Source organism: Thainema salinarum CENA647, from assembly GCF_057732415.1.
The window spans coordinates 5,957,935-5,984,778 of record NZ_JBYJZJ010000022.1 but is presented as its reverse complement, the minus strand read 5'-3'; the positions used below and the strand labels follow the sequence as shown (position 1 = coordinate 5,984,778).

22 protein-coding genes are annotated in these 26,844 nt (G+C 51.7%); 12 read left to right on the top strand and 10 right to left on the bottom strand.

The window, feature by feature from the left end; translation table 11 throughout:
* Positions 1-4 precede the first annotated feature (4 nt).
* Both AC286M_RS33100 and AC286M_RS33095 read right to left on the bottom strand, forming a co-directional pair.
* Positions 5-721 (bottom strand): N-acetylmannosamine-6-phosphate 2-epimerase, encoded by a 717-nt coding sequence (locus tag AC286M_RS33100; protein ID WP_488208452.1) that lies wholly within the window; start codon positions 719-721, stop codon positions 5-7.
* 357 nt (positions 722-1,078) lie between these two features.
* Positions 1,079-3,601 carry a hybrid sensor histidine kinase/response regulator gene (locus tag AC286M_RS33095; protein WP_488208451.1) on the bottom strand — a complete coding sequence of 841 codons (2,523 nt, stop codon included), beginning with the start codon at positions 3,599-3,601 and terminating at the stop codon, positions 1,079-1,081.
* A 240-nt stretch (positions 3,602-3,841) separates the two neighbouring features.
* On the opposite strand from AC286M_RS33095, the gene cobN reads away from it, so the two are divergent.
* Complete coding sequence (gene cobN, locus AC286M_RS33090) at positions 3,842-7,975, top strand: cobaltochelatase subunit CobN (protein WP_488208450.1); 4,134 nt, start codon at positions 3,842-3,844, stop codon at positions 7,973-7,975.
* Positions 7,976-8,146: 171 nt separating this feature from the next.
* Here the strand turns inward: cobN and AC286M_RS33085 are convergent, their stop codons facing one another.
* A complete protein-coding gene (locus tag AC286M_RS33085; RefSeq protein ID WP_488208449.1) occupies positions 8,147-8,590 on the bottom strand; it encodes a GmrSD restriction endonuclease domain-containing protein in 444 nt (147 codons plus the stop codon).
* Between the two features lie 57 nt (positions 8,591-8,647).
* On the opposite strand from AC286M_RS33085, the gene AC286M_RS33080 reads away from it, so the two are divergent.
* Positions 8,648-9,732, top strand: a protein-coding gene (locus AC286M_RS33080; protein WP_488203071.1) for an ISKra4 family transposase whose coding sequence is annotated in 2 segments (ribosomal slippage) — positions 8,648-8,834 and positions 8,834-9,732 — 1,086 coding nt in all. Because the reading frame shifts where the segments join, the coding sequence is not laid out codon by codon here.
* On the opposite strand, the gene AC286M_RS33075 is transcribed toward AC286M_RS33080, so the two are convergent.
* Positions 9,711-11,156, bottom strand: a complete 1,446-nt coding sequence (locus AC286M_RS33075; protein WP_488208448.1) for a DUF262 domain-containing protein — start codon at positions 11,154-11,156, stop codon at positions 9,711-9,713. The two genes, AC286M_RS33080 and AC286M_RS33075, sit on opposite strands and share 22 nt — an antisense overlap.
* Before the next feature lie 272 nt (positions 11,157-11,428).
* Here AC286M_RS33075 and AC286M_RS33070 point away from each other — a divergent pair, with 272 nt between their 5' ends.
* Positions 11,429-11,977, top strand: coding sequence for an RNA 2'-phosphotransferase (locus AC286M_RS33070; protein ID WP_488208447.1), 549 nt, complete (start codon positions 11,429-11,431; stop codon positions 11,975-11,977).
* Positions 11,978-12,096: 119 nt separating this feature from the next.
* Entirely contained in the window at positions 12,097-12,942 is an 846-nt protein-coding gene (locus AC286M_RS33065; protein WP_488208446.1) for a GNAT family N-acetyltransferase, read from the top strand.
* A 631-nt stretch (positions 12,943-13,573) separates the two neighbouring features.
* On the opposite strand, the gene AC286M_RS33060 is transcribed toward AC286M_RS33065, so the two are convergent.
* Both AC286M_RS33060 and AC286M_RS33055 read right to left on the bottom strand, forming a co-directional pair.
* Complete coding sequence (locus AC286M_RS33060) at positions 13,574-14,161, bottom strand: transposase (protein ID WP_488203438.1); 588 nt, start codon at positions 14,159-14,161, stop codon at positions 13,574-13,576.
* Entirely contained in the window at positions 14,113-14,604 is a 492-nt protein-coding gene (locus AC286M_RS33055) for a helix-turn-helix domain-containing protein (RefSeq protein WP_488203817.1), read from the bottom strand. Before AC286M_RS33055 ends, AC286M_RS33060 begins: the two co-directional genes overlap by 49 nt.
* 74 nt (positions 14,605-14,678) lie before the next feature.
* Between AC286M_RS33055 and AC286M_RS33050 the strand changes: the two genes are divergently transcribed.
* Both AC286M_RS33050 and AC286M_RS33045 read left to right on the top strand, forming a co-directional pair.
* The gene (locus tag AC286M_RS33050) at positions 14,679-15,026 is read left to right on the top strand and encodes a DUF305 domain-containing protein (protein ID WP_488208445.1); all 348 of its coding nucleotides are present in this window, start codon (positions 14,679-14,681) and stop codon (positions 15,024-15,026) included.
* Between the two features lie 233 nt (positions 15,027-15,259).
* Entirely contained in the window at positions 15,260-15,778 is a 519-nt protein-coding gene (locus AC286M_RS33045) for a hypothetical protein (protein ID WP_488208444.1), read from the top strand.
* Between the two features lie 33 nt (positions 15,779-15,811).
* Here the strand turns inward: AC286M_RS33045 and AC286M_RS33040 are convergent, their stop codons facing one another.
* From AC286M_RS33040 to AC286M_RS33030, 3 genes are all read right to left on the bottom strand, one after another.
* Complete coding sequence (locus tag AC286M_RS33040) at positions 15,812-16,441, bottom strand: ribonuclease H-like domain-containing protein (protein WP_488208443.1); 630 nt, start codon at positions 16,439-16,441, stop codon at positions 15,812-15,814.
* 85 nt (positions 16,442-16,526) lie between these two features.
* Complete coding sequence (gene trpB / locus AC286M_RS33035; protein ID WP_488208442.1) at positions 16,527-17,789, bottom strand: tryptophan synthase subunit beta; 1,263 nt, start codon at positions 17,787-17,789, stop codon at positions 16,527-16,529.
* A gap of 76 nt (positions 17,790-17,865) precedes the next feature.
* Entirely contained in the window at positions 17,866-18,384 is a 519-nt protein-coding gene (locus tag AC286M_RS33030; RefSeq protein ID WP_488208441.1) for a hypothetical protein, read from the bottom strand.
* A gap of 228 nt (positions 18,385-18,612) precedes the next feature.
* Here AC286M_RS33030 and serA point away from each other — a divergent pair, with 228 nt between their 5' ends.
* From serA to AC286M_RS33000, 6 genes are all read left to right on the top strand, one after another.
* On the top strand, positions 18,613-20,193 hold the full coding sequence (gene serA / locus AC286M_RS33025) for a phosphoglycerate dehydrogenase (protein WP_488208440.1): 1,581 nt from the start codon (positions 18,613-18,615) through the stop codon (positions 20,191-20,193).
* A 409-nt stretch (positions 20,194-20,602) separates the two neighbouring features.
* Positions 20,603-21,547: a ribosomal protein L11 methyltransferase gene (locus tag AC286M_RS33020; protein ID WP_488208439.1), complete on the top strand. Its 945-nt coding sequence runs from the start codon at positions 20,603-20,605 to the stop codon at positions 21,545-21,547.
* A gap of 99 nt (positions 21,548-21,646) precedes the next feature.
* The gene (locus AC286M_RS33015; protein ID WP_488208438.1) at positions 21,647-22,810 is read left to right on the top strand and encodes an IscS subfamily cysteine desulfurase; all 1,164 of its coding nucleotides are present in this window, start codon (positions 21,647-21,649) and stop codon (positions 22,808-22,810) included.
* Between the two features lie 134 nt (positions 22,811-22,944).
* Positions 22,945-23,226: a hypothetical protein gene (locus tag AC286M_RS33010; RefSeq protein ID WP_488208437.1), complete on the top strand. Its 282-nt coding sequence runs from the start codon at positions 22,945-22,947 to the stop codon at positions 23,224-23,226.
* A gap of 387 nt (positions 23,227-23,613) precedes the next feature.
* Positions 23,614-24,753 carry a glutamate--cysteine ligase gene (gshA, locus tag AC286M_RS33005; protein WP_488208436.1) on the top strand — a complete coding sequence of 380 codons (1,140 nt, stop codon included), beginning with the start codon at positions 23,614-23,616 and terminating at the stop codon, positions 24,751-24,753.
* 191 nt (positions 24,754-24,944) lie between these two features.
* A complete protein-coding gene (locus AC286M_RS33000; RefSeq protein ID WP_488208435.1) occupies positions 24,945-25,187 on the top strand; it encodes a NifU family protein in 243 nt (80 codons plus the stop codon).
* Between the two features lie 115 nt (positions 25,188-25,302).
* On the opposite strand, the gene mgtE is transcribed toward AC286M_RS33000, so the two are convergent.
* Positions 25,303-26,715 carry a magnesium transporter gene (gene mgtE, locus AC286M_RS32995; RefSeq protein ID WP_488208434.1) on the bottom strand — a complete coding sequence of 471 codons (1,413 nt, stop codon included), beginning with the start codon at positions 26,713-26,715 and terminating at the stop codon, positions 25,303-25,305.
* Positions 26,716-26,844 lie beyond the last annotated feature (129 nt).

Sequence of the window (26,844 nt, the reverse complement as noted above, 5' to 3'; positions counted from 1 at the left end):
TGGTTTAAAGCGTAATCTGCACAATCGCATCGCAATAGTTGCGCACTTGCGCATCGATGCCAGTAATCGCTGTGCCCACAACGACGGCATAGGCTCCTAGATCGAGGGCATAGCGGGCCATTTCTGGGGAAGCGATGCCGCCTTCGCAGATGGCGGGGACAGACAGCCGCTGCACCATATGCGCCAGCAGGTCAAATCCGGGCGGCTTTTCCATTTGGGTATTGGCCGTATAGCCGAACAGTGTCGTGCCGACCAGATCGGCTCCCGCTTCTGCGGCTGCGATCGCAGCTTCCAGACTATCCACATCGGCCATGACGGGTTTACCCAGCTCCTCATGAATCCGCCGAATCAGCCCCGGCACCGTTTCGCCTGCGGGCCGATCGCGCAGCGTGGCATCGATTGCGATAATGTCTGCTCCGGCTTCAGCTACGGCTTGAGCGTGGTGGAACTGGGGGGTGATATACACCTCATAATCAGGAATGACCTGTTTCCAGAGGCCGATAATCGGTACTGAAACGTTCATTTTGACGGCGCGAATATGATCGGGTGAGTCAATGCGTACCCCAACCGCACCTTGATTGTCTGCCGCCTGTGCGATCGCAGCAATAACCTCTGGCTGATGCAGAGGTGAACCTACGGGGGCTTGGCAGGACACCACCAAACCGCCCTGTAGGTCTTTAATGGCAGCTTGAGATGATGCGGTTTCCGTCATATCCGTCATAAATTAATTGGCTCTCTGAGCAAAGGGGTAGGCATTGAATTCACTGGATTAGACTGAATGAATAGACTTTATTGGAAATAAAGTTTTTGGGGTTGGAAATTGTTTTGTAGCGTGGCTCCGCCGCGCTACAAAACAATTTCCGATAAAGTCTAATGGTCATACGCTGAGACGGATGATCTCACTTAGTGTAAGTATTGCCTGTTACATCCATCAAATACATGGATGAGAACGCTGAAATGTGCGATCGCAAAAAGCACGCGACGTCAAAATCCCAAAGAGGTTGATACCCCATATTTATGCGCCATATTTATGCCCCACATTCATATTGCAGAGCCATTGACCGATTCTGGATTTGATTTAGGTAACGGGCGCTGAGTAGAAAAGCTTATCGATTTTCTCCAGCAGTCGTCTGGGCCGAACGGGCTTGACAATGCAGTCGTCAGCCCCCGCATTCAGGCACTGTTGGCAAAGGTCGGTTGACCCATCGGCCATAATGGCCAGTATCTTGAGGGGAGAATGATTGGCTGTCTCGCGAAACTGGCGGATGAGCTGACAGCGATCGATGTTGGCGAGATCCATGCCGACCATAACCAATGCTGGTTCCATCAGCTTCACTTGCTCGACCGCTGCGTCGCCATCCATCATCCAGATCACCTGATGTCCCGCCGCCATTAGCATGTCGCAGATAATATTGGCGGCATCTTCATCCTCTTCGAACAGCAGGACGCGCTGCGTCAGCGGCAGCACTTCGGGACTACTATTGGCGGCTTTAGTCGTTGTGCTGTAGGGTTGGGTGGGAATGCGCACGGTAAAGACGGAGCCAACTCCCACTTGAGATTTCACATCCAGACTACCGCCATGTAAATCGACTAGCTGCTTGGTCAAAGCCAGGCCCAGTCCAGTTCCCTCATAGCTACGCTGGCGGGAGGAATCAAGCTGCTGAAATTTGCGAAAGAGAAAGGGTTGTTGCTCTGCCGAAATGCCAATTCCCGTGTCTTCGACCTGGAAAATGGCCGCTTCTTTCTCTAAACGCACCTTGAGGTTGACCGTTCCTTCCGCCGGCGTAAACTTAATCGCGTTGGTCAGCAAATTGAGCAGAATTTGCTGTAGACGACGCGGATCGGCAGAAAATGAATCTTGCTCAGGCTTGAGGTTGAGATTGCACTCTAGCTGCACCTGATTGCGTTCGGCCTGGTTTTGCACGGACTGCATGACTCGCGAAACCAATGCCGTAACTGAGCACTGTTGAATATCTAAAATGATCCGACCGGCCTCAATTTGAGACATATCCAGAATGTCATTAATTAAGTCCAGCAGCCGTTCACCGCTGTCGTGAATGGTTTGAATGTAGCTGCGCTGCCGGGGGTTGAGTTCACCAAATGACCAGCGCAATAGGGTCGCGGACATGCCGATGACGCAGGTGAGCGGCGTACGTAACTCGTGACTCATGGTGGCCAGGAATTCGCTTTTGGCAGCATCGGCAGCTTGAGCAGCCAAGAGGGCATCATGCAGATCTTGTGTCCGTTCAATCACCCGCTGTTCTAACGTCTGCTTCTGCTGCTGTAGTTGGGAGTAGAGGCGGGCCTGGCGAATTGCGATCGCAAGCTGATCGGCAACCAACTGCATGAAGGTTTCTTCCTGGGGCGTCCACTGCCGCTGCTCAAAGCACTGATGGGCAATTACTAAACCCCAAAGATGCTCCTGCACAACAATTGGGGCAATCAGCTTTGAGCGAATTTGGGCCTGCCGCAGAAAATTGCGCAGACAGGGCAATTTGGCATAGGCTGTTTCGATATCGGCGATGGCGGTTACTTGTCCAACCTGATATTTCGCCTGTTGGGCATGAATATCGAGAAAGCAGCGCTGCTCCGTGACGTTTAGCACGGAGACAATTTGCTCAGAAGCCTTGGATTCATAGGCCACGTATCCGGTTTTTTCGGCGTGGCGAATGTCAATTTGGGCCGAGGAACTGCTTTGTTCTGTCTGTTTAGCGTCCGCCTGTTTCGCAACAGATGCAGCAGGCCTAAGCGCTGCGCCATTGCGTGAGATCTGGTCGATTTGTGATGAGTTCTGCGGCGATGGCTGGGTTGGGGTTGTCGCCCAGGAAATAGATTGGTCGCTCAAGTCGAGCTGATAAATGACCAGCCGATCCACCTGGAGCAGTTGCCGCACCTGCTCGACTGCCGTTTGTAGAATCTCGTTCAAGTCTAGGCTCTGGCGAATTTGATTCGCGACTCGGCCCAGCAGTAGTCCCTGCTCGATTTCCTTCATTAGGGCAATCTGGTAGGGGCGGCAGGCTAGAGGAGGGTCATCCCACTCGTTGAGGTCAATTGATTCATGTGACCCGTTAACAGCGGCGGCGGGCGCCCTGGCAGGGGCCGATTCCAGCTCAGCCAGAAGCCGCAGTGTAAAATCACTTTGGAGCGTCGGATCGTTGGGCTCTTCGGCTTGTTGATGCGGTATGAGCTGTTGCCCCAATTCCGTATCCGACGAGAGCTGAGTTTGCTGCACGATGTCGGTCACAAACTGCGCGATCGCACCTGGATCGAATATTAGCGAAACCGGATAGCGAGTCTGGTCATTTGATTGATCTGCGTCAGCTTGAGATTGCTCCGCCTGAGTCTGATCTGAATGAGCTGCTACACCCCACTGCAACAGGATGCGAAATTGGGGGGATAGCAACAGCAAAAACGACTGATTCTGATGATCCGCTTGATCGGTTGGCTGGCCGATCAGAGCAAACTGCGATCGCACATCTTGCGGGGTGACCAAACAGGATGCATCGATTTCGCTTTGCATTTGCACCAGAAGCTGTTGCACCTGACGCAATACAGCCTGCGGCAAAACCCGATAAAGTGTTGACGCGGAAGAATTAGGCATGATTTAGAAAGGATGGCAACACATCACGACTGATTGCATAGGGCGTCTGATTAAACGTGAATAAAAGCAAATACTTTAAGGCGTAGATGTTATAAAAATCTCTGACTTGAAGCCAGGGAGGAATATCTGAAATCAAACTAAGATCTCATGTTATCTTGCCCGTTTTCTGGATCTAAGAGAAGATCAGCGTTCCTTCACTTTTGCTGAGCCGCCACTATCGAATTTGTTAAGGAAACCTCAATGCATCGTATTGCCGCAACTCCCGGTGGATGGAATCCCGACCAAGAGGGTGTCGTTTTTATTGACCAAACTCCGGCTGCGATCGCAGTTTTAACCGCTGCTGACACTGAGATCCAACTGCTGGCACGGGCACTCTCTCAGCTTCCCGACGATTTCCCCACCCTGCGCACGACCAGTCTGCTCAATCTTCAACAACAATTAACGATTGACACCTATGCCGAAGACGTGCTGGAAGCGGCTCAGATCATCGTGTTGCGGCTGCTGGGTGGGCGCACCTACTGGAGCTACGGCCTAGAAGTCTTGAAGGACACGGTGACGCGCACAGGAGCCAAGCTAGTAGTACTGCCTGGGGACGATCGCCCTGACCCAGATTTAATCAGCCATTCCACTGTGCCGCTGGCTCAGGCCAACCGCATCTGGCGCTACTTCACGGAGAGCGGCCTGGAGAATTTGCAGTCAATGCTGCTGTATTTGGCAGATTTAGGACTGGGGACAAATTATCAGCCACCGTCGCCCCAGATGATTCCCAAAGTGGGGCGCTATGTGTCCTCATCCCAGAGATCCCCCCTAGCCCCCCTTAAAAAGGGGGGAACTGACTCAAAGCTCCCCCTTATTAAGGGGGATTTAGGAGGATCAGTGCGGGATTTTGAGAACCTATCCAAGGTGTGTATGGACAGTAGTCCCGAGGATGAGGAACTTAGGGTGAGGGCCACCTCTGCTAAAGTCGGCATTCTGTTCTACCGCGCCCACTATTTAGCAGGCAACACCGCGCCCGTTGATGCCCTCTGCGATGCGCTGACCGAACGCGGTCTAGAACCTGTGCCCATTTTTGTCTCATCGCCCCGCGATCTGGACGTACAGGACGAACTGCTACAGCTCTTCCAGCCCAAGGATGCTGAGCCGATTCAGGTTCTACTCAACGCCACTAGCTTTTCCGTTGCCCAGCTTCAGGACGAATCACCCAATCTCGATCTCTGGCGACAGCTGAACGTGCCCGTTTTGCAAACTATCTTCAGCGGCGGCACGCTCGATCAGTGGCAGGCGCAAACTCAGGGTTTGTCCCCCCGCGACACGGCCATGAATGTGGCGCTGCCGGAAGTGGACGGGCGAATTGTCACTCGTGCTGTCTCCTTTAAAGCTGTGCAAGGTCGCAGTGAAGCCCTGGAAACCGATATTGTCGGTTATGAACCACTGGCCGACCGGGTGCAATTCGTCGCCGATCTGGCGCTGAACTGGGTAAACCTGCGCCAGACTCCGGTTTGCGATCGCAAAATTGCCCTCATCCTCGCTAACTATCCCACCCGCGACGGTCGGTTAGCGAACGGTGTCGGTTTGGACACGCCTGCAAGCTGTTTGGAAATTCTCAAATCGCTACAGGAAGCAGGCTACACGCTCAATGCCGAGATCTCTACATCCACCGCAGACCTGATTCAGCGACTAACCGCTGGAGTGACCAACGATGCCGAAAGTCGAGCGCTCTGGCAAGCAGGTCGGCGCGAGGGGCAGCAAGTTGCGATCGCAGATTACCAGTCCTATTTCTCGCAAATTCCCCAAGCCGCTCAGCAGGGGATCTGCGATCGCTGGGGCGATGCCGCTCAGTATGCCGTGCAGCTTCCTGATGCCAATGCGCCTGTCTTTCCGGTTCCTGGTATCCACTTAGGCAACGTCTTTGTCGGCATTCAGCCCGCGCGTGGCTATGACCTCGATCCAGCGCTCAACTATCACGCTCCAGATTTAGAACCACCCCACACCTATCTGGCGTTCTACCACTGGGTACGCCACCACTTTGGCGCTCAGGCGATTGTCCATGTCGGCAAGCACGGCAATCTGGAATGGCTACCGGGCAAGAGCATTGCGCTATCGGAAAGCTGCTATCCCGAAGTGGCGCTCGGCCCGCTGCCCCATTTGTACCCATTTATCGTCAACGACCCCGGCGAAGGCTCCCAAGCCAAACGCCGCGCCCAAGCGATCATTCTCGACCACCTGACGCCGCCCCTCACCCGCGCGGAACTCTATGGCCCCTTAGAACAGCTCGAACAGTTGGTAGACGAGTATTACGAAGCCCAGACGCTCGATCCATCGCGCTTGGGGTTAATCCGCGATCGCATTTTCAACCTCGTCACCACCGAACATTTAATAGAAGAGTTGTCTAACTCGACTGCTGATCCGACGGATCAACCTGCCGATCCGGCTGCTCTCCTCACCCAGCTTGACGGCTATCTCTGTGAACTCAAAGAAGCCCAAATTCGCGATGGCTTACATATTTATGGCCAATGTCCCCAAGGACGGCAGTTGCGCGATCTGATGATCGCCATTGCCCGATCGCCAGCGGGTGGACGGATGGGTTTAACACGTGCGATCGCGCAGTCCTGGAATGTCGATATCGATCCGCTAACGCAGGATTTTAGCGAGATTCTAGAGCCGAGCGTGACGCTGAACGGAGAACACTGCCGCACGGTCGGCGACGTGGTGGAGCAGTTGGAGATAGAGGCTGCGCGACTGGTAGAGGGCTTACTGGAAGAGCAGGCCAACGTATCTGGCCCTCACCCCCTCAGTCCCCCTCTCCCACGGGGCGAGGGGGAGGCAATCAAACAGGATTCTCCGGCTCCCCTTCTCCCTAGGGAGAAGGGGTTGGGGGATGAGGGCCAACCTCAGGTTGCAATAGAAATAGAAAACCGCCAAGTTGCTGCTCGATCCCCCCTAGCCCCCCTTAATAAGGGGGGAGACAGGCTCCAAGTTCCGCTTATTAGAGGGGATGAGGGCAATCTCCAACGCGAACTCCAATGGATCGCTACCCATCTTCTGCCTGCGCTCCAGCAAACTCGCCAGGAAATTACCCAGCTAATTCGGGGACTCAGTGGCGAGTATGTGCCCAGTGGTCCTTCCGGTGCGCCAACGCGGGGTCGCCCAGAGGTGTTGCCCACCGGACGCAACTTCTACTCGGTGGACATTCGCGCCATTCCCACCGAAAGCGCTTGGTCAGTCGGTCGCAAAGCGGCTGAAGTCCTCATCGCTCGATACACCCAGGAACAGGGCGAATATCCAAAAACCCTGGGTCTTTCCGTCTGGGGCACGTCCACCATGAGAACCGGCGGCGATGACTGGGCTGAGGCTCTTGCACTCCTCGGTGTGCAGCCCGTTTGGGATGGCCCGTCGCGGCGAGTGGTTGATTTTGAGATTTTGCCGCTGTCGATTTTGGGGCGACCCCGAGTAGATGTGACACTGCGGATTTCCGGTTTCTTTCGCGATGCCTTTCCCAATTTGATTGACTTGTTCGATCAAGCCGTGGAAGCCGTGGCTAATCTAGACGAACCCGCAGACCTGAATCCCCTCGCTGCCCGTGTCCAGCAGGAAACGGCAGACTGGATCGCCCAGGGTCTGAGTGAAGAACAGGCCAATGTGCGATCGCGGTTTCGCATTTTTGGCTCAAAACCAGGAGCCTACGGAGCCGGACTCCAGGGTTTGATCGAAGCCCAAAACTGGACGGATGACGAAGACCTCGCTCGTGCCTATATCAACTGGAGCAGCTATGCCTATGGTCGCCAAGCCGAAGGCCGCTCCGCCCCGGAAGCATTCCAGCAGCGCCTCCAGCAAATGCAAATTGTGCTGCACAATCAGGACAACCGCGAACACGATCTGCTCGATTCCGATGACTATTATCAGTTTCAGGGTGGTTTAACCGCCGCCGTCCGCGCCACCCAAGGGCAAAATCCCGTCACCTACTTTGGCGACCATGCCCAACCCGAAAATCCCAAAGTCCGCCGCCTACAGGAGGAAATTGCCCGCGTCTACCGCTCTCGCGTGGTCAATCCCAAGTGGATCAGCGGCGTCATGCGGCATGGCTACAAGGGAGCCTTTGAGATGGCGGCAACGCTGGACTATCTCTTCGCCTACGATGCCACCACGCACTGCGTCGCGGACTATATGTATGAGGGCCTAACCGAGGCTTACATGCTCGATCCTCACGTACAGGAGTTTATTCAGCAGCACAATCCCTGGGCACTGCGCGATATGGCCGAACGGCTACTCGAAGCAGAGCAGCGAGGTTTATGGCAATCGGCACCGTCTGACATGCTGGAACAACTCCGTGCGATCGCACATCAAGCCGAAGCCGACATCGAAGCCAGAGCCTAATACCTGGACTATGATGACTCATAGCCATTTTTCAATTTTACAAGTATTGGTTTTGAATGCATGGCTGTAGCCATGCCACGTCCTAACCAACATGGCTACAGCTATACGATTCTGACCTTCTACTGCGATTAATTTAGAGAGCGATATTCAATCTCAAAAATAGATAATATTTCATTGCCCTACCTTATGAGTAAGTTGTTCAGGATTCCAGATATGTTCAGCTATCTTCTGATAGAGTATCTGTCTTTCATCCAAATCGGCTTTCTTGAATTCGAGATATGGTTTGAAGGGTATACCCGTATTTTTACAAAAACCGATAAAACCAGGATGATGACTATAGCAGTCAGGATGTAGCGATTTTGCTAACAAATTTTGTCCAAAGTAATGTGGTAATTTCTTGCTATACGGCAAGTCACCATAACTCGCATTGAAGCTTTTAGGAAGCAATAGTAAGCCTCCAATATGATTGCGGTGCTCTTGAAAATCTCCTTCAGACTGAAATTCATCACTATGTCGTTCCGGATGGTCTGCCCAAATATGTTCAATTTCATATCGAGCATTTCCTTGAGCAGTTATATATTCCTCAAATCTAGAGGGAAGCCCTGATGGGAGCACGTCATCCGCTGAGGAGATGAAAATATAATGGAGTGAGTGCCCTTATCGGATCCTGACATGACTCCAGACCAGCGCGACCAAATGCAGCATCACGTCAACGCTTTAGCACAGATCCTCTATGACGACGCCAAGGAACAGGGGATGAGGATGACGAGCTTAGGCGAAATCGAGCAAACGGTCCGTGAGCAAGTGCACCGTCATGTGTCACCCAACTTAGGTCTTTTTTTATCGACACAAGCGTCGGCAAAGATGAAGGAGAAACCCGAAAGCTAACCAGCATCCTTGGCATATTGCAGGTTGGCCGACAGCAGGCCAAGCGGCTTGGAGTCAAGCCCAGAGTCCAGTTCAGCCCCCTGGTCGAGCTGTGTTGTCTGCAGATGGGAGCAACGGTGTCCTTCGTGCAGGCGAGTCGGGATGTTGAACTGCTCACCGGGGTCACCGTGAGCGCCAAGAGTGTCGAGCGCATCGTAGGGCGCAATCCGATTGAGTCATCGGCTCCAGAGGAGACAGTCAAGGAGATGGCTCTCGATGGCGGGATGGTTCGCCTAGTGACTCCGAGCGGAGAGCCCAGCGAGTGGAAGCAGTACAAGGCGGTGCGGCTGGACGGTGACGGTGTGGGTATGGCCTGGTTTGACGACAATGATGCGCTGTTGGCCTGGCTCAGGAGCCTTTGCTGGGCCAGTGTTGTGTTCTGCTTAGGAGACGGACACAGCGGCATTTGGTCGCTCTACCAACAGATGGAGAGGCTCACTCGCCAGGAGGTCTTGGACTGGTATCACCTGATGGAGAACCTGTATAAAGTGGGCGGTTCCCTTCAACGGCTCAACCAGGCCAGACACCTTCTGTGGCACGGTCAGGTCGATGAGGCCAGTGCCCTGTTTGCGGGGCTCAACTCTCAGCAGTCTCAACGATTTGGGAGGTATCTGGAGCGACATCGCGCTCGGATTGTCAACTACAGGTACTACCAGCAAGAGGGGATGCCGATTGGCTCAGGCCCGGTCGAATCACTCATCAAGCAGATTGATGCCAGAGTGCAGGTCGCAGGTGCGCAGTGGAACCCTCAGAATGTTCCTCAAATTCTGGCGCTCCGCTGCGCTTACCTGAACAACCAGCTCAACCTTTATTCTCTCGCCAGCGGATGACGTGCTCCCAGCCCTGATCTTCGTTCAATGAAGTCTGTAATTCGCGCCAAAATGCGATGAATTGCCCTCTTATTTTGTTGATGTAAACGCAGCCGATCATTATGACTGAAAAGAGGAACTGTATCAGTATCATTGTCGAGCCGATTGCGTAAAAAACCTGCTAGTTCCTCTGGTCGTTTGCCGCGAATTTCTCGCATTACCAAAAACATCGAGTACTGCATCGCGTTATAGGTAATAAGCTTGAAATTCCACAGTCTCTGATTAAGTAATATATCAATGTAAATACTTACCAAACGCAGCTTTTTATCCACAACATCTAGTGAGTCGTTTGGCTCTAATGGTGCAAGCAGAAGCTGATACTGAGTCGTAAAGCCCATTTGAGCATTGTAGTAGACATGCTCAAGGCCCTCTACTAATTTTTCAGAAGCCTCCAATAAACGTAAATATTGGCGAGAATAAAAATCGAAATCTTGTTGGATAAAGTGAATATAGCTATTACTTCCGGTCAAACCAATTTTGTTTTCTGCTTCACGTAACCATCGATGAAATTCGGTTCCAATTCGATCAAACTCTTGTGGCTTTGCGCCTTTCTTTCTTTCCCGAATGCTATCAGCATATTGACTACGGAACCAAATTTTGAGAAAGTCGGCGTCGGTATCTTTGCCAAATTCAGACAATTCCCGAATACGCTGCTTCCAAAGCTGATCAACAAGTTTCTTTTTCTGACCCTCAGAAATTTTAGCAAGCAAAAATCCCTTCAGCATTTCGGTAGGCGTTAGTGATAAGCCTCGATCATTCATCGTTTCAAAGATAGTATATGCATCCTCGTCAGAATAGGCTGTTATTTCAACCAAATGGACATTTCTCTTAAGCCAAAAAATAAAAAAGGGTAATGCTTCGTCCATCAAGTCCTGGGGAAAGCACTCTTCAATATCACGATAGCGGCCTATCAGATTCTGAACTGATTCTGATGTATCAACCTTATCAAATGGTTGATTTTCAAACAATGCTTCCATACAGGAATTACGATCATCAACATCAATATTGAAGCTTTTATCAAAAAAATCATCAGAAAGGATAAGATCTTCAATATTAACTTTTCGTTCTCGTTGTCTCTGAGTATTGTTGAGAAATATCAAGAGCAATGTAAGGCTAGTTAGCCTCTGCTGCCCATCAACAATAAATTTTTTTCCGTCTTTCAGGCTAACCACAATTGCACCGAGGAAATAGTGAGCATATTCAGCAATCTCTCCGCCTTCATGCTGGGGATCATAATTTTCCAGAAAGGCAGAAGTAAGGTCATCAATAAGTTCTTGAATCTGTTTTTGTTGCCACTTATACTCTCGTTGATAGTCATCAACTGAGTATTTTGCGGCCTTAAGTAATTGCTCAATTGTTTTGGCATCTCCTCGGATCTCTTTCACTAATTATTTCCTCTGTATAAAATCATAGAAGCTGATATCTTTGTTATAAGAGTTCCCTATTTTTCCAAATAAATCGACTCTTGCAGTGTCTGCAATTTGATGAGAAGCAGCATGATTTCTCTTCTCGCTTAAATCTATTTTGAGGCAGGATCTACATTCTTATTGGGATTGGGATCGCGCACCTTTCCGCAGCAATATTCAGAAATCGCTAATTATGATGTGTAGTATTCCTGTAATACGAAGTATTCGCCACTTAGCAAAGGCTGTCAGTCATGGACAACGCTCGACAGGTCAAAATCAGCAAATATCTCAGCAAGCACCTGCGCCATACCCCTGAGCGGATTGGGCTAACCCTAGAAGCAGGCGGTTGGGTCAACGTGGATGATCTGCTAGCCGCTTGTGCGGCCCATCAGTTTGCCGTGACTCGCACTGAGCTAGAGCAAGTCGTGGCTGCTAGCGACAAACAACGCTTTGCCTTTGACACCACCCATACGCGAATTCGGGCCAATCAAGGCCACAGCGTCAGCATCGACCTCCAGCTTGAGCCGCAAACGCCGCCCGCTGTGCTGTATCACGGCACAGGCGAAAAATCAGTATCGGCCATTTTGCAGTCTGGACTGATGAAAATGGCGCGGCACCATGTGCATTTGTCCACCGATATTGAAACCGCTCGCAAAGTCGGACTGCGGCACGGTCGGCCCGCGATTTTTGTCATTGATGCCACCGCAATGCAGGCAGCAGGTTTTGTTTTCTACTGTTCCGCAAATGGCGTTTGGCTCGTAGATCAGGTGCCGCCGCAGTACTTAACTCAAATTGCGTAGGGTGGCATTGTTGATTAAGCCCTTAAGACCTTGAATCTGTTGGGTTTCGCGTTGCTCTACCCAACCTACAAAATCACTGAAACAATTATCTTGATCCAAGCCTGAAATGGAGGTGCGTCATGCAGTTGCGCCGTTTTATTGACATCAAAGACTTTTGGCAGGAAGCACAGGACTATCTGCTCCAGTACGAAGCTGAGAGTAACCTACTGCTGGGGATTTCACATACGTTGCTACACTATCCAGACCGCTATCCTGATCCGCCCTATCTTGCGATCGCAACTTCTGCCGCTGGCAAAATCCTAGCCGTGGCCATGCGAACGCCTCCCCATAAGCTGCTGCTCTCAAAAGCGCAGGATTTAGATGAGATCGCACTAATCGCTCAGGATTGGCAGCAGACTGCGGAACCCCTACCAGGAGTGAGTGGACTGGTTGAGGAAGCAGAAAGCTTTGTCAAAACCTGGCAAGCGATGACCGGATACGCGGCGCAGCGGTCGATGGAGATGCGGATTCATCGGCTGACGCGGGTTGAACCTGTGGCGATGGCCAGTGGTCGGCTACGAGTTGCGACGAAGTGCGATCGCGATTTACTGATCCAATGGATGATGGATTTCAATGCCGAGATTGGTGACATTGTGAAGCCAGATCCGCAGAAATCGGTTGATGCGGGTATCAAACGGCAGAGTATACATATCTGGGAGGATGGCATTCCCGTTTCCTGGGCTAGCGGTAGCCAGTCACTTCCATCAGCCGGACGAATTGGGCCAGTGTATACGCCGCTGGAGCATCGCCGTAAAGGTTATGCGACTGCTTGCGTTGCGGCATTGAGCCAAAAACTGCTGGATCAGGGCTGCCAACGCTGCTACTTATTTACGGATCTGACGAATCCAACGTCCAATCATATCTATAAAGAGATTGGCTATTGTCCGGTTGATGATTGGTATGAGTATGTGTTTCGTGAGTGCTGAGGGTTGGGTATTGGTGCTGGGTGCTAGATGCTGGGTACTAGGTTGAGCTTCAGAAACCGGGTTTCTCGTTGTATAGGAACTCGGTTTCTAGCTGTATGGATCAACTGAGCTGGCGGGTTTTTCCTACAATCCTGTTTTTGGATCTTATTTCTAAACAAGTCAGCTAGTGCTGTGTCAAATCAGTTTGAATTAATGCTGATGGGCAGCGCCCACTCTACAGCGGATAGCTATGGCTCAGTGAAACACAGATGAAAGAAACACAGATGGAATGACTCTATCTCATCTGATGGAAGTTTAATTCATGCTTCTGATAGGTGTAAGGGCTAGCCATCATTCGCTAAGTCTTAAGTCATATTCAAAAGACTTCTGTATTGTTTGTTCCCTAAAAAATCGATGCCTACTCAAGAAAACGCAATTGGAAACGATCAAAACACTGCGCATCATAACGGAATGCCAAGTAGCTATATCAGGTTCTTCGCAATGATTGGTACCTCAATCGTTGTTATGTTCTTCTTGATGTACCTGCATTCCTACCAAATTCTCGACCACGCCTGGTTTAGCGAAACACGAGTTTTTATGGCTCTAATCATGGGTGCCGCAATGATGGTAATCATGCTGTCATACAGCAATCTCAAACAGGACATGAACAGTAACCATACATGAAGGCTTTCTCAAAGATGAAGGTTTGCAGATGAGTCGCCAGATAAAAGAGGAGTTTGACCGAGCGAAAGGAGTGGCACAAGCGGGCAAATTTACGACTAAATCGCTTGGCCTGTAACCAAACATCTTCGACCGGATTTTGCTCGGGTGCATTAGGCGCAAGCTGAATGCAAGTGAGTTTCCAGTGCTGCTCTCGAGTACCATGATTCTGTTGACTCAGGTAGTTGCGAACCACCTTGGAACGGTGGTAGCTGGCTCCATCCCAGATGATGAAAAAGCGAGTGGACTCATCATACTGAGATTGAAGATACTTCAGAAAGGCCACGGTATTGTGCTGATTGCCTGCCTCATACTCATGAATAACAAAGCTCTTGCTCAAATAGTCCAAGGCTCCATAGTAGGTCTGCCGCTCTCGAATGGAGGCAATGGGGATGTCCACTCGCTGATTGCGCCGACTCCATCCATATCCACGGAGGTCTCCCCAGAGCAGATGGCACTCATCGAGAAACATCACTCGCACCTGCCCACTGGCAATCTCGGCTCGCCACTGGACCAGCAACTGTTGAATCTCGGCTTTTTTGCCTCGACTTTGGCCTCCTCTTGGCCCGGATGCACCGAGTGGGATTTCTTCCAGCTAAACCCTGCGTCTTTGAGCAGTTGGGTATAGCTTTGGGCTGAGCGATAGAGCACTCCATAGCGCTCTTCAATCTGCTCAACAAGCTCCTCTAGTGTCCACCAGTTTTTCTGCTGCAACCACTCAAAGATGTCCTGTTTCTGCTCGGCGCTTAAATAGCCTTGGGTGCCCCAGTAGTGGGATTTCAGTCCCTCGACTCCTCGCTCTTCATAGCGCTGGTGACTCGCACTAATAAATCCCAGAGAAACCTGTAGGATATCTCGGATCGCCCGATAGCTTTGACCTCTCTGGTGCAGTTGCACGGCCAAGGCGCGTTTCAGTTCTTGGGCAGAGGGATTACTTTGGATAAATTCTTCCAGGGAGGTCATGGCTGATTTACTTCGGTGAGGATAACTCTTTATTCTATTCTCCCTCGTTCATTACCTATTTGTGATTGCTGTACATGCTGAACATGTATAAAAACAGGAGAGTAAATATTGCCATCTACATAAGCGCTATTCTGCTCTTTGGGGCAGCACTGTGGCTGGTGCGTAGCCAAGTTACAGTCGATGATGTGGATTACATGGAAGGCATGATTCCTCACCATTCGATTGCAATTTTAACTAGTGAGCGCGCTCAGATTGAGGATCTGCGCGTTCAAGAACTGGCCGATCAAATTATCACATCGCAGCGCTTAGAGATTAAAGAGATGGAATGGCTGATTGAAGACATCCGAGAAAATGGATTGGCAACCACGCTAACCGAAGCAGAGGCAAGAACAGTACCCGACTTTGCCCCAACCCCAGAATAGATCTATCTAAGGGTGAGATCGCGCTGAGGGTGCGATCGCGTATTCGGGACAGATTGGGTTTCCTTCGTCACTCCAATCGACAAAAAACAGGTTACTCACTCCAAGGGGTGGAGATCATACGATTTGTGTATCTTCACCCCTTTAAATGTTTCTAAGAGCGAAACATACTGGAAAATCTAGAGTAGTTCCCTCATCAATATGATCACCATTTAATGTTATTAAGGACACAAAATATGTCGCATCTTACGCGCTTATTCTCCCGCTCCATCATCACAACCCGAACCCGCGCAACAGCTCATACAATTGCTCAGCCCCGCAAAATGCAAACCCTCCAGCGGTTATTAATAGGTAGCCTAAGCGCATCAATTATTCTTCAGCTGACGACAGCACCAGGACAAGCCCAAACCCTACAACAGGAACAACTCTCAGAGCCAAATTCTGTTGCTCAACTGATTGCTCAAGTCCCGCATTATTGTGGACCGAATGAGAGCGTCTTTATCACAGCTCAAACCCAGAATTTTATCGTCAGCATTTGTGGAGGCGATTTCCCATCCCATTACGTTGGCGTCGATCAGAGTAATGGCAATTCAATTCGTTTGCCCCTCAGCGACTACGACCCCCAAGGCCGCTACTTTGAAGCCGCCAATGGAGACTACCTCTACATTTTGGCCGACACGCCACGGGGCAAATTTCTCACCGTTACCCAAGGGACTCAAGAGCTACTACGTGAACCCGTCCTGCGAGGATTTTAGTGCGATCGCATGCTTCATCCAAAGCGTTAAACTCTAATGCTCAAACACATTGGAGTACTGCATAATATCCAACTGGGCAAACACCGGAATGCACTGGAAACACTGCTGCGCCAGTTCCCAGCGTTCTTCCCGCTGCAGCATTTGGATTAGCTTCTCCCGCATGGGAATCAAGTAGCGAACGTCATTAGCGGCGTAGGCCAACTGCTCCGCTGTGAGGTTATCCCAGTTGCCCCAGTCGGAACTTTGGGCACTCTTGTCTAGTTCCACCCCTTCCAGTTCCTTGACCAAGTCTTTTAGACCATGACGTGGCGTGTAGGTGCGAGCCAGCTTGCTGGCAAGCTTGGTGCAAAAAATCGGATTTGTCTCTGCGCCCAGGTAATAACGCAGCGTCGTCACGTCAAAGCGGGCAAAGTGAAAAATCTTGGTCACATGCTCCGCTTCCAGCAGCTTTTTTAGATTCGGCGCTGCCGTCTGTCCCCGTTCAATCCGAATGGCGGATACAAAACCGGAGGGATCACAAAGCTGCACGAGACAGAGCCGATCGCGCTGGGGCAGCAGACCCATTGTTTCCGTATCTACGGCCAGCGTATCCGCCTCCAGATAGCGATCTAGAGCCTCACTGGGCAAATCGCGATCGCACACCTGAAAATTCTCGTCAGCCATGTTTCACCTGCTGTTTGTCACGTCAAGATCAAAATAGCAGAGTGCTGACTCTAGCAGCACTCTGCTGGTTGAAGGGGAAAGCGATCTACTGCTGCTCTTTTTCTTTCAGAACCTTAGCAACCGTCTGCACGTCCTTGTCGCCGCGTCCCGAACAGTTGATTACAATTCGGGGACTGCCTTCTAGCGTGGGACAAAGCTTTTCGAGGTAGGCGAAAGCGTGAGCGGTTTCTAATGCGGGAATAATCCCTTCTAGGCGAGATAGCAACTGGAACGCTTCCAAAGCCTCGTCATCGGTGACGGAGTAGTATTCAGCTCGACCAATTTCTTTGAGGTAGCTATGCTCTGGCCCAACACCGGGGTAGTCCAATCCGGCACTGATCGAATGGGGTTCGATCACCTGTCCGTCAGCATCCTGTAATAGATAGCTCATGGCACCGTGCAGTACCCCAACGCGACCGCTGGTGAGCGTGGCGGCGTGCTTGTCAGTATCGACGCCATAACCTGCCGCTTCGATGCCAATCAGCCGCACAGATTCGTCTTGAACAAACTCATGAAATAGGCCCATTGCGTTAGAGCCACCACCGACACAGGCCAGCAGGATATCCGGCAGTCCGCCCCACTTTTCCTGAGCTTGGGCGCGGGTTTCTTCCCCAATAATGGCGTGGAAGTCGCGCACAATCATTGGATAGGGGTGTGGCCCAGCCACGGAACCAAGAATATAGTGCGTCGTCTCAACGTTCGTCACCCAGTCACGAATCGCTTCCGATGTCGCATCCTTGAGCGTGCCCGTACCGGATTCAACTGGGCGCACCTCAGCCCCCATCAGCCGCATTCGGAAGACGTTCAGCGCCTGCCGATCCATGTCGTGGACGCCCATGTAAATCACGCAGTCCAGACCAAAGCGAGCGCAGACCGTTGCTGTTGCAACACCGTGCTGACCCGCTCCGGTCTCGGCAATGATCCGCTGTTTGCCCATTCGTTTCGCTAGCAAAACTTGGCCGAGAGCGTTGTTGATTTTGTGGGCACCTGTATGATTCAGGTCTTCCCGCTTCAGATAAATCTGCGGCCCTGTACCATCCGGTCGAGCGTAATGCTCCGTCAGCCGCTCGGCAAAATACAGCGGATTGGCGCGTCCCACATAGTCCCGCAGCAGTCCGTTCAGCTCTTCCTGGAATGCGGGGTCGGCCTTGTATCGATTGTAGGCGTCCTCCAGCTCACTGAGAGCAGGCATCAGCGTTTCCGGCACGTACTTGCCGCCAAACTGGCCGTAGCGTCCTAGCGGATCAGGTCGCACAGATAAGGACGTGGGAGAAGGAGCAGATTGAGGAGAGATAGGAGTCTGGGTCACGGATGCTTACGGAATAACGACAGTACAGTTTTTGCGCGCTTTCGCTAGGCTTTCTATTATAGAAAAAATTCTCTATCTAAACTGCATCGCTGGGGGCTTCGTAACCCTGGAGGTTTTCGGGGTTAAACGGACGCATCATCAGCGTTGCCTGGTTGGTAATCCGTTCAGTGCCGCGCACGACCAGTAAATATTTACCCGCCCGCAGCCGATTGCGATAGGGCAGAGCATCACCACTACCAAACACGAGTCCGGCTCCGCCACCGACGAATACGCTGCCCATTGCCCCTGCGATCGCACCTAGCAGACCACCGAGGAGACGATTGCCCAGTTCACCCGCCCAGGGGAACGTATCCAGTCCGGTAATCGCATTGAACGTGACGCCACCAACAAAGCCAAACGGGATCAGCCAAGTTGCCATCAGTTTAGCCTGTCGCCAAGCCTGCTCATTGGGATCAATTAGGCCAAATTCGTCAGCGCTCTGGTAGCCCTGGCCCAAAATGGCCATTGCGTCAGTAGGGATATTGCCTTCTTCCAATTTGGTATAAGCAGCTTCGGCTTCGATGCGATCGCGAAAAACGGCAACAAGATAATACATAAACGGATGTTATGAACCGATGAACAACGAAATAAATAATTGAAACAAAACATGCAGAGCAAATTGCCCCTATTATGACGCTGAATGAATGTGTTTCATGCACAAGTTACTGCCAGCGCAATCCCAAAAAGTTTCAGTATCCCATGAGAGGGTTTTCCGCTTTGCAGTAAAATGACATACCGTGGCAAATTCCATTTTGCGCTCTAGCATTTCATCATCGTAGTTATCATGCCAAAGGTTCTCGTCTCGGATTCGATTGACCAAGCCGGAATTGAGATTCTCAATCAGGTTGCTCAGGTTGATATCAAAACAGGGCTTCCCCCCGAAGAATTGGTTCGCATTATTCCAGAGTACGATGCCTTAATGATTCGCTCTGGAACCCGCGTCACCGGTGAGGTGATTGAAGCGGGCACCCAACTGAAGATTATTGGTCGAGCGGGAGTTGGCGTGGATAACGTCGATGTGCCTGCGGCGACGCGTAAGGGGATTGTGGTCGTCAACTCGCCAGAGGGCAACACCATTGCAGCGGCAGAACATGCGCTGGCGATGATGCTGTCGCTCTCCCGCCATATTCCAGAAGCCAATCAGTCTGTCAAAGCAGGCAACTGGGATCGCAAGAAATATACAGGTGTTGAAGTCTACAAGAAAACGTTGGGTGTCGTTGGTCTGGGTAAGATCGGCTCCCATGTTGCCACTGTGGCTAAGGCAATGGGGATGAAGATCCTGGCCTATGATCCGTTTATCTCGACCGAACGGGCAGAGCAGCTCGGTTGCCGCCTAGTCGAAATGAATGTGCTGGTGCAGGAATCCGACTACATCACGCTGCATATCCCGAAAACGACGGAAACCTATCATCTATTCAACGCCGACATGTTTGCTCAGATGAAGCCGACGGCTCGGATTATCAACTGTGCGCGGGGTGGCATTATCGACGAAAATGCGCTGGTCGAAGCACTGAAGGACGGCCAGATTGCGGGTGCGGCACTGGACGTGTACGAAGAGGAACCGCTGGGTGAATCCAATCTGCGATCGCTGAATAAAGAAATCATCCTCACGCCTCACTTAGGCGCATCTACTGAGGAAGCTCAGGTCAACGTCGCCATTGATGTAGCCGAGCAGATTCGCGATGTCTTACTCGGATTACCTGCTCGTTCTGCGGTCAACATTCCCGGTCTGCGGCCTGACATTCTGGAGAAAATGCGGCCTTATCTCCAATTGGCTGAAACCCTGGGCAATCTGGTGGGCCAGCTCGGCGGTGGCCGGATTGAATCGCTCAATATTCGCCTCCAAGGAGACTTGGCGACCAAAGATAGTCAGCCTGTCGTCGTCGCCGCGCTGAAGGGTTTGCTGTCTCACGCGCTGCAAGAGCGGGTCAATTACGTCAACGCCAGCCTGGAAGCTCAGGAACGCGGCATTCGCGTTACCGAAACTCGCGATCCCAACGTGAGAGACTACACCGGATCGCTGCACTTGGAAGTGAAGGGTTCCCTGGGTACCCACTCCGTTACTGGAGCACTACTCGGTGATGATGAAATCCGCGTCACAGATGTCGATGAGTTCCCGGTCAACGTGCCGCCGAACAAGTACATGCTGTTTACGCTGCACCGCGATATGCCCGGCATCATCGGCAAGATTGGCTCGCTGCTCGGCAGCTTCAATGTCAATATCGCCAGTATGCAGGTCGGTCGCAAGATCGTCCGGGGCGATGCGGTCATGGTGCTCACCATTGATGATCCCCTACCCGAAGGCATTCTGGCTGAGATTACCAAGGTGCCCGGTATTCGGGATGCCTACACGGTAACGCTCTAGGAAGGCGCTCTAGCATGAGGTAAAGGAGCTGTAAGGAACGCGAATTTAGCAAGGTGAAATTCTTGGAGTAGGGGCATGGCATTGCCATGCCTCTACAGATGGGATAATTCACAGGTTATTTAAATTCACAATCCCAAGGGTTAGGTTTAGAAGTTACGTTAATGGTTGAGCTAAACCAACAGACGCAACCTGCCCCGACCCGACATGGTGTTGAGACATAACATCTGCCTTTACCAAATGTGTTGAGATCTCCGATTGGTACTAACCTGTTGGAAGTGATATCCAGTCCGTGTATAAGAACCCGATTTATTTTTATGAAAGCTTGGCCTAGCCAAGCTTTCATAAAAATAAATCATCGGGTTTTAACTGGACTTCGGACGACAAGGGTGAGCCGTATAGGACGTGAGCGTTGGCAAATAGCTGGTGGGAAATTCAAGTTTTATGCCATGAGTCGGCGGAAGAGTTAGTCTTTTGGCGGCTGGATGAGTTTGGCTGTCACGGGGCAGCTAGCGAGAAGAAAGGGGCGCACACTCAGCTTGTGCGGGCCTTTTTGCCCCAGATACAGGCGCAGCTTTTGGACTTAGCCGCCTTAGCGCTGAAATTACGCCAAGATGCTCTCTGTGCCGAGCTGCCCGTGCCCGCCATGCAGTGGAATTTGATTGACGAAGAAGACTGGTCCAGCAGTTGGAAAACCCACTGGCACGCTCAAGAAATTGGCGATCGCATTTTAGTTAATCCCGCTTGGATTCCCCTGCCCGACAAAACGGATCGGCTAATTCTGAAGCTCGATCCGGGAGTCGCGTTTGGCACAGGCACCCACGAGACAACTCAGCTTTGTCTAGAATCGCTAGAGATGCGATTGGAGAGCATCCAGACGCTGACTGATTTTGGCATGGGTGCTGAGCCAGATAAGGATACTGATCCGGATAATATCGTTATTGCAGATATTGGCTGTGGTTCTGGCATTTTGTCCATTGGGGCAGTTTTGCTGGGGGCGAAGCGAGCCTATGCCGTAGATGTTGATCCCCTGGCGGTGAAAGCGGCGGGAGAAAACCGCGAACTCAACCAGATGACGGACGAGCAAATCACCATTTATCCCGGCAGCATTGATCAACTGATTCAAAACATGCCGTCTCCTGCCGATGGCATTGTCTGCAATATCCTGGCCGAGGTGATCGTCAAGCTGATTCCTCAACTGGTCGAAATTTCAAAACCGTCTACCTGGGGCATTCTCAGCGGTATTTTGCTGGAGCAAGCTTCCGATGTGGCCAATGTGCTGGAGCAGAATGGCTGGACGGTGGCCACGCTCTGGCGACGTGGCGAATGGTGCTGTATGAATATTCGCCGCATGTAAGCAATGGGTTAAGGGTGAACGGCGCTCGCCTCTACGTCAACAAAATTAGTATGCCGATAACATAAAGGTGTAGGGGCAAGGTATAGGGGCGAATTCTAAATGGCGCATCGACCCATTTATCTTGATTACAACGCGACAACGCCCGTCGATCCCGTTGTTCTAGAAACAATGCTGCCTTATTTCACAGAGCATTTTGGCAATCCCTCCAGCCTGGTGCATCAGTATGGCTGGGAAGCGGAAGCCGCCGTGAAACAAGCGCGTGCTGCGATCGCATCTGCTATCAATGCGGAACCTGAAGAAATTATCTTCACTAGCGGCGCGACTGAAGCTGATAACTTGGCAATTAAAGGCGTCGCGGAAGCCTATTTCTCGCAGGGGCGGCATATCGTCACGGTCAAAACCGAGCATAGTGCCGTACTCGATCCCTGTCGCTATCTAGAGTCACTAGGCTTTGAGGTGACTTACCTGGACGTGCAACCGGACGGTTTACTCAATCTCGATACGCTTGAGAAAGCGCTGCGGGACGATACGATTCTCGTCTCTGTGATGGCGGCCAATAATGAGATTGGTGTTTTGCAGCCGCTGGCCGAAATTGGTCAAATTTGCCGCGATCGCAATATTCTTTTCCATACCGATGCCGCTCAAGCCTTGGGCAAAATTCCGCTCGACGTGGAAGCGATGCAGATTGATCTGATGTCGCTCACGGCGCACAAGATCTATGGGCCGAAAGGGATCGGTGCGCTCTACGTCCGGCGTCGCCGTCCTAGAGTGCAGCTGGCCCCTCAGCTGCACGGGGGTGGTCAAGAACGGGGACTGCGATCGGGAACGCTCTACACGCCGCAGATTGTCGGTTTTGCTAAAGCGGTGGAACTCGCGCTGGCCGAAATGGCAACCGAGGGACAGCGCCAGCAGCAGCTCCGCGATCGGCTGCGGCAATCCCTGAGTCAACTCGAAGGGATCTACCTGAATGGGCATCCAACTCAGCGGCTACCGGGAAATCTCAACGTCAGCGTCGCTGGCGTAGACGGACAGGCATTACTGCTGGGACTGCAGCCCATCGTAGCCGTCTCATCCGGTTCCGCCTGTAGTTCTGCCTCAATGGAACCGTCCCATGTGCTGACAGCATTAGGACGATCCAAAGAGCTAGCCTATGCGTCCATTCGATTGGGCATCGGTCGTTTTACAACGCCAGAAGAGATTGATACCGTAGCAGAAAGCGCGATCGCAACGATTCAGTCTCTACGTCAAGTTCAAACATACTGAGACAAATTGGTCATTTTGCTTAAGCATTTCTACTCATTTGCGCAGAAATGCTAGGTTCTCGATAGATATTTTTCAATGCTAAAAGAGATTAAATAGAAACTATCACCGATTGCAGCAGGTCTGCACTTAAATCTATGACTTCACCGCACCAGTCTCGCGACTGGCCCACATTTACCGACATTTTGAAGCGTTTGCATGATGAAGGCATCTATATCCATCATGAGCAACTGGCTGAGTTCTTGCTCCATCATGGCTTGCCAGTTGATTTGAAGTATGTGCCACCCCACCTTCAGACCAAAGCACAGCAGATTAATCAGAACTATCAAGGCGATATGGCTCAAATGTCCTCTAAGTTAGAAGAACCTAATTTTGTGGAATGCTACCGCGATTTATTGCCCGCAAGACCAGTGCAATAAGCATACATTTGACCCAGTATCTCGACGCTCTCCCCTTTTATTAACTCCACCTGCCGCTTGCTCAAAATTCCTGCTTCAATCAGGTGGTGATAGCTTGCAATTAGCCATTTTGCCGTTCTCAACATGGCTGCGATCGCTCCTTCCAGTTGGGATGTTGATTCTGATCTGATTGTTCTGATCAGGGACAGGAGATGAAAGATAAGATACCTATCCGGTGGAAAAGGATTAGAAAAGATAAGATACCGCTCAAGCATCTCGTTCGATGAAATACAAGAATTGCTAGCATTTTCATAAGAAAATACAACTGGCGTGATTTGCGAATTCGCTTATTTTCGCCATCAACGCCGCCCAACCCCCATTTCCATTTCCATTTATTGAGGCAAAGCTGTGCTGTTATCCAAAGGTTTCGAAGTTGAGATGTACACTGGCACCCCCCAAGGGCAAATTGTCGGCCTGTCCGACAAAATTGTGGCCAATCTCAACGGTTTTGTCCGAGAACCTGACAGCCGCAACGTGGAGTACACCACTGCACCCTCCTGCCGCTATGAGCGGTTGCTGTGTGAACTGGTGCGACCCCGTCAGAAGCTAAGAACCTACTTGAAACAGCTCGGCGACTATACCCTCATTCCAGGTAGCACCCTCTCTCTGGGCGACAGCCAGCACTTCTATCGCTCTGACCCCAATAATCCCTACCACGCCTATATTGAGCAAACCTACGGCACAAAGGTGGTCACCGCCAGTATTCACATCAATATTGGCATTGCCAACCATGAGGATTTAATTCGTGCCTGTCGGCTGGTGCGGCTTGAAGCGCCACTGTTCTTAGCGCTGACTGCCTCATCGCCGTTTTTAGATAGGCAATTCACGGGTAATCACTCCACCCGCTGGGCCGTTTTCCCCAAAACGCCAGCCTATGTGCCGCTGTTTGAAAGCCACGCCCATCATATTCAGTGGGTCGAGGAGCAACTGACATCTGGCGGCATGCAAAACGTGCGTCACCTCTGGACATCGGTGCGCCCCAATGGCGATCGCAGACCCTATCAGCTCAATCGGTTAGAGTTACGAATCTGTGACTTGGTAAGCGATCCGGTGATCTTACTGGCCGTAACTGCTCTACTAGAAGCCCGGATTCTACAACTGCTGCAAAATCCCAATCTTGATCCGCTGGTGGTTAGCCAACTTTCCCATGATGAGATGATCACACTGACTGATGATAATGAAATGGCCGCTGCCAAAAACAGCTTGGATGCTGAATTACGTCACTGGCAGGATGGCCGTTCAGTGATCGCCAAAGAGTGGATACAGTCGCTCTATGACGAAGTGTGGGATACCGCCAAGGCCAACGGCATTAGCTGCTTCCTGCTGCCGCTCAAGCGCTTACTGCGCCAGGGTAACGAAGCCCAGCAATGGATTCAGCAGTATGAAACGACTCAGCAGGTCGAACCCATCATTCAGCAAGCGATCGAGTCAATCTACGTTCAAGAACAAGCCCTAGAAGACCAACTCTGTCACTCCCTAGTCGCATAGCATAACCATAGCGCCTACCCATCTACTCATCTACCCATCCACCCATCTACTCATCTACCCATCCACCCACCTCGCGATCGCAACCTCTACGCTTCTACAACCTCTATAGATATCCGTAATGAATTCCCACCGCAACTGTTGAGTCTGTCTTTTAGAATGAGAACTAGCGCTATACAACAAGGGAATCAACCATGACTACAACAATGGCATTGACAGAGGAGAACGTTGAGAAGGTTTTGGACGAGCTTCGTCCCTATCTCATGGCTGATGGTGGCAACGTCGAACTCGTTGAACTGGATGGGCCAATTGTTCGCCTACGGCTACAGGGAGCTTGCGGTTCTTGCCCTAGCTCAACGATGACTCTCCGCATGGGCATCGAGCGCCGTCTGCGTGAGTTCATTCCAGAAATTGCGGAAGTTGAACAGGTTGTATAAATTGTCGAAGTAACTGAACAGCCAAATAACGGAGAAAGGCTCTGCGATCGCAGAGCCTTTCTTTTGGTGCAGATTCGAAATTTATATGAAATCCGGTTGAAAACCGGATTTCATATTAGGCACTAATTCGCAAAATCAGTCGGGCCAAGCTGAGGTAGATCAACACGCCCAGCACGTCCACAGCTGTGGTGATAAAGGGAGCAGACATCAGTGCCGGATCGAGCTTCAGCGTCTGGAAAAGAAAGGGTAGTGCTGAACCAGCGGTGGAGGCGAGTACCGAAATGCCGATTAAGCTAATGCCGACCGTCAGCGCCACGGCTAAGTTGCCCTGGAGGAAATACGCCCAGATGGTGACGATCACGCTGAGCATGAGTCCCAGAAACGCACCTGCGATCGCTTCTCGCATAATTGTGCGTCCGGCTTTATCGGTTTGAATTTCATCGGTATTCAAGCCGCGAATCACGACGGTAGACGACTGTGCGCCCACGTTGCCGCCTGTGCCAATCAGCAGGGGAATGAAAGCGGCCAGCACGGCTACCTGCTCAATGATGCTCTGCTGGCTGCGAATCACAGCGGTCGTGACGGTGTTGGTCAGCAGCAGGACACACAGCCACACCACCCGCTTGCGAGCCACGGTCAGCAAGTTGGTTTGAAAGTAGTTATCGCCGCCGGATTGGACGCCGCCCAGGGTATAGATATCTTCCGTGGTTTCCTCTTCCAGGATGTCAATCACGTCATCAACGGTGATGATCCCCACTAGCCGCTGCTCCGTATCCACCACGGGCACGGCCAGAAAGTCGTAGCGCTGAATCATGCGGGCTGCTTCTTCCTGGTCAGCATCAGTACGCAGCGATACCACTTCGCGGGTCATGATCTGGCCGATGAACTGTTCCGGTTGGGCGGTGACGAGGGCGCGCAGGGACAAGATGCCCGTCAGCTGTCGGGCCGCATCTGTGACGTAGAGGTAGTAAATGGTCTCACTGACGCCCGCTTTGGTGCGGATATAGTCCAGCGCTTGGCCGACCGTCCAGTTCTCCTTCAGGGAGACATACTCCGGCGTCATGATCCGCCCTGCCGTGTCGGGTTCATACCCGAGCAGCAGGTTGGTGGCGCGGCGTTCTTCCGGGCTGAGGTGCTGGAGCAGCCGCCGCACCACCTTAGCAGGTAGCTCATCAAACAGGCGCGCTCGGTCATCCGGCGACATCTTATCGACGATGTCGATCACGTCCTGGCGCTTAAATTCTTCAACCAGAGTTTGCTGGACGCTGGATTCGAGATGTTCGTAAACTTCAATTGCTTCGGTTTTGGGCAGTAGCCGAAAGGCGATGGCCTGCATGGCTTCGGGGAGTCCCTCAATGGCCTCGGCAATATCGGCAGGCTGAACTGGCCCCAAGAGCGCTTTGGCTCCCTGGAGATTTTGCTGTTCCAGCAGCGCTTGCAGTTGCGATCGCACCAGTTCTCGCAGTTCTCGCCGCGAAATGGTGGATTGTGCTGCTGTTGGTGAATCGTTGTTATCGGTTAACGCCACGCCCTAGCCCAAGATATGTCGCACTATAGCCACTGCCGCAAAGCTTACGGCAATGGCGAGTCATCTGCAATCCGCCGACGAAATCAGTTTTGGCTGTTGATGAGCTGTTAATGAATAGTGCGCTGAACG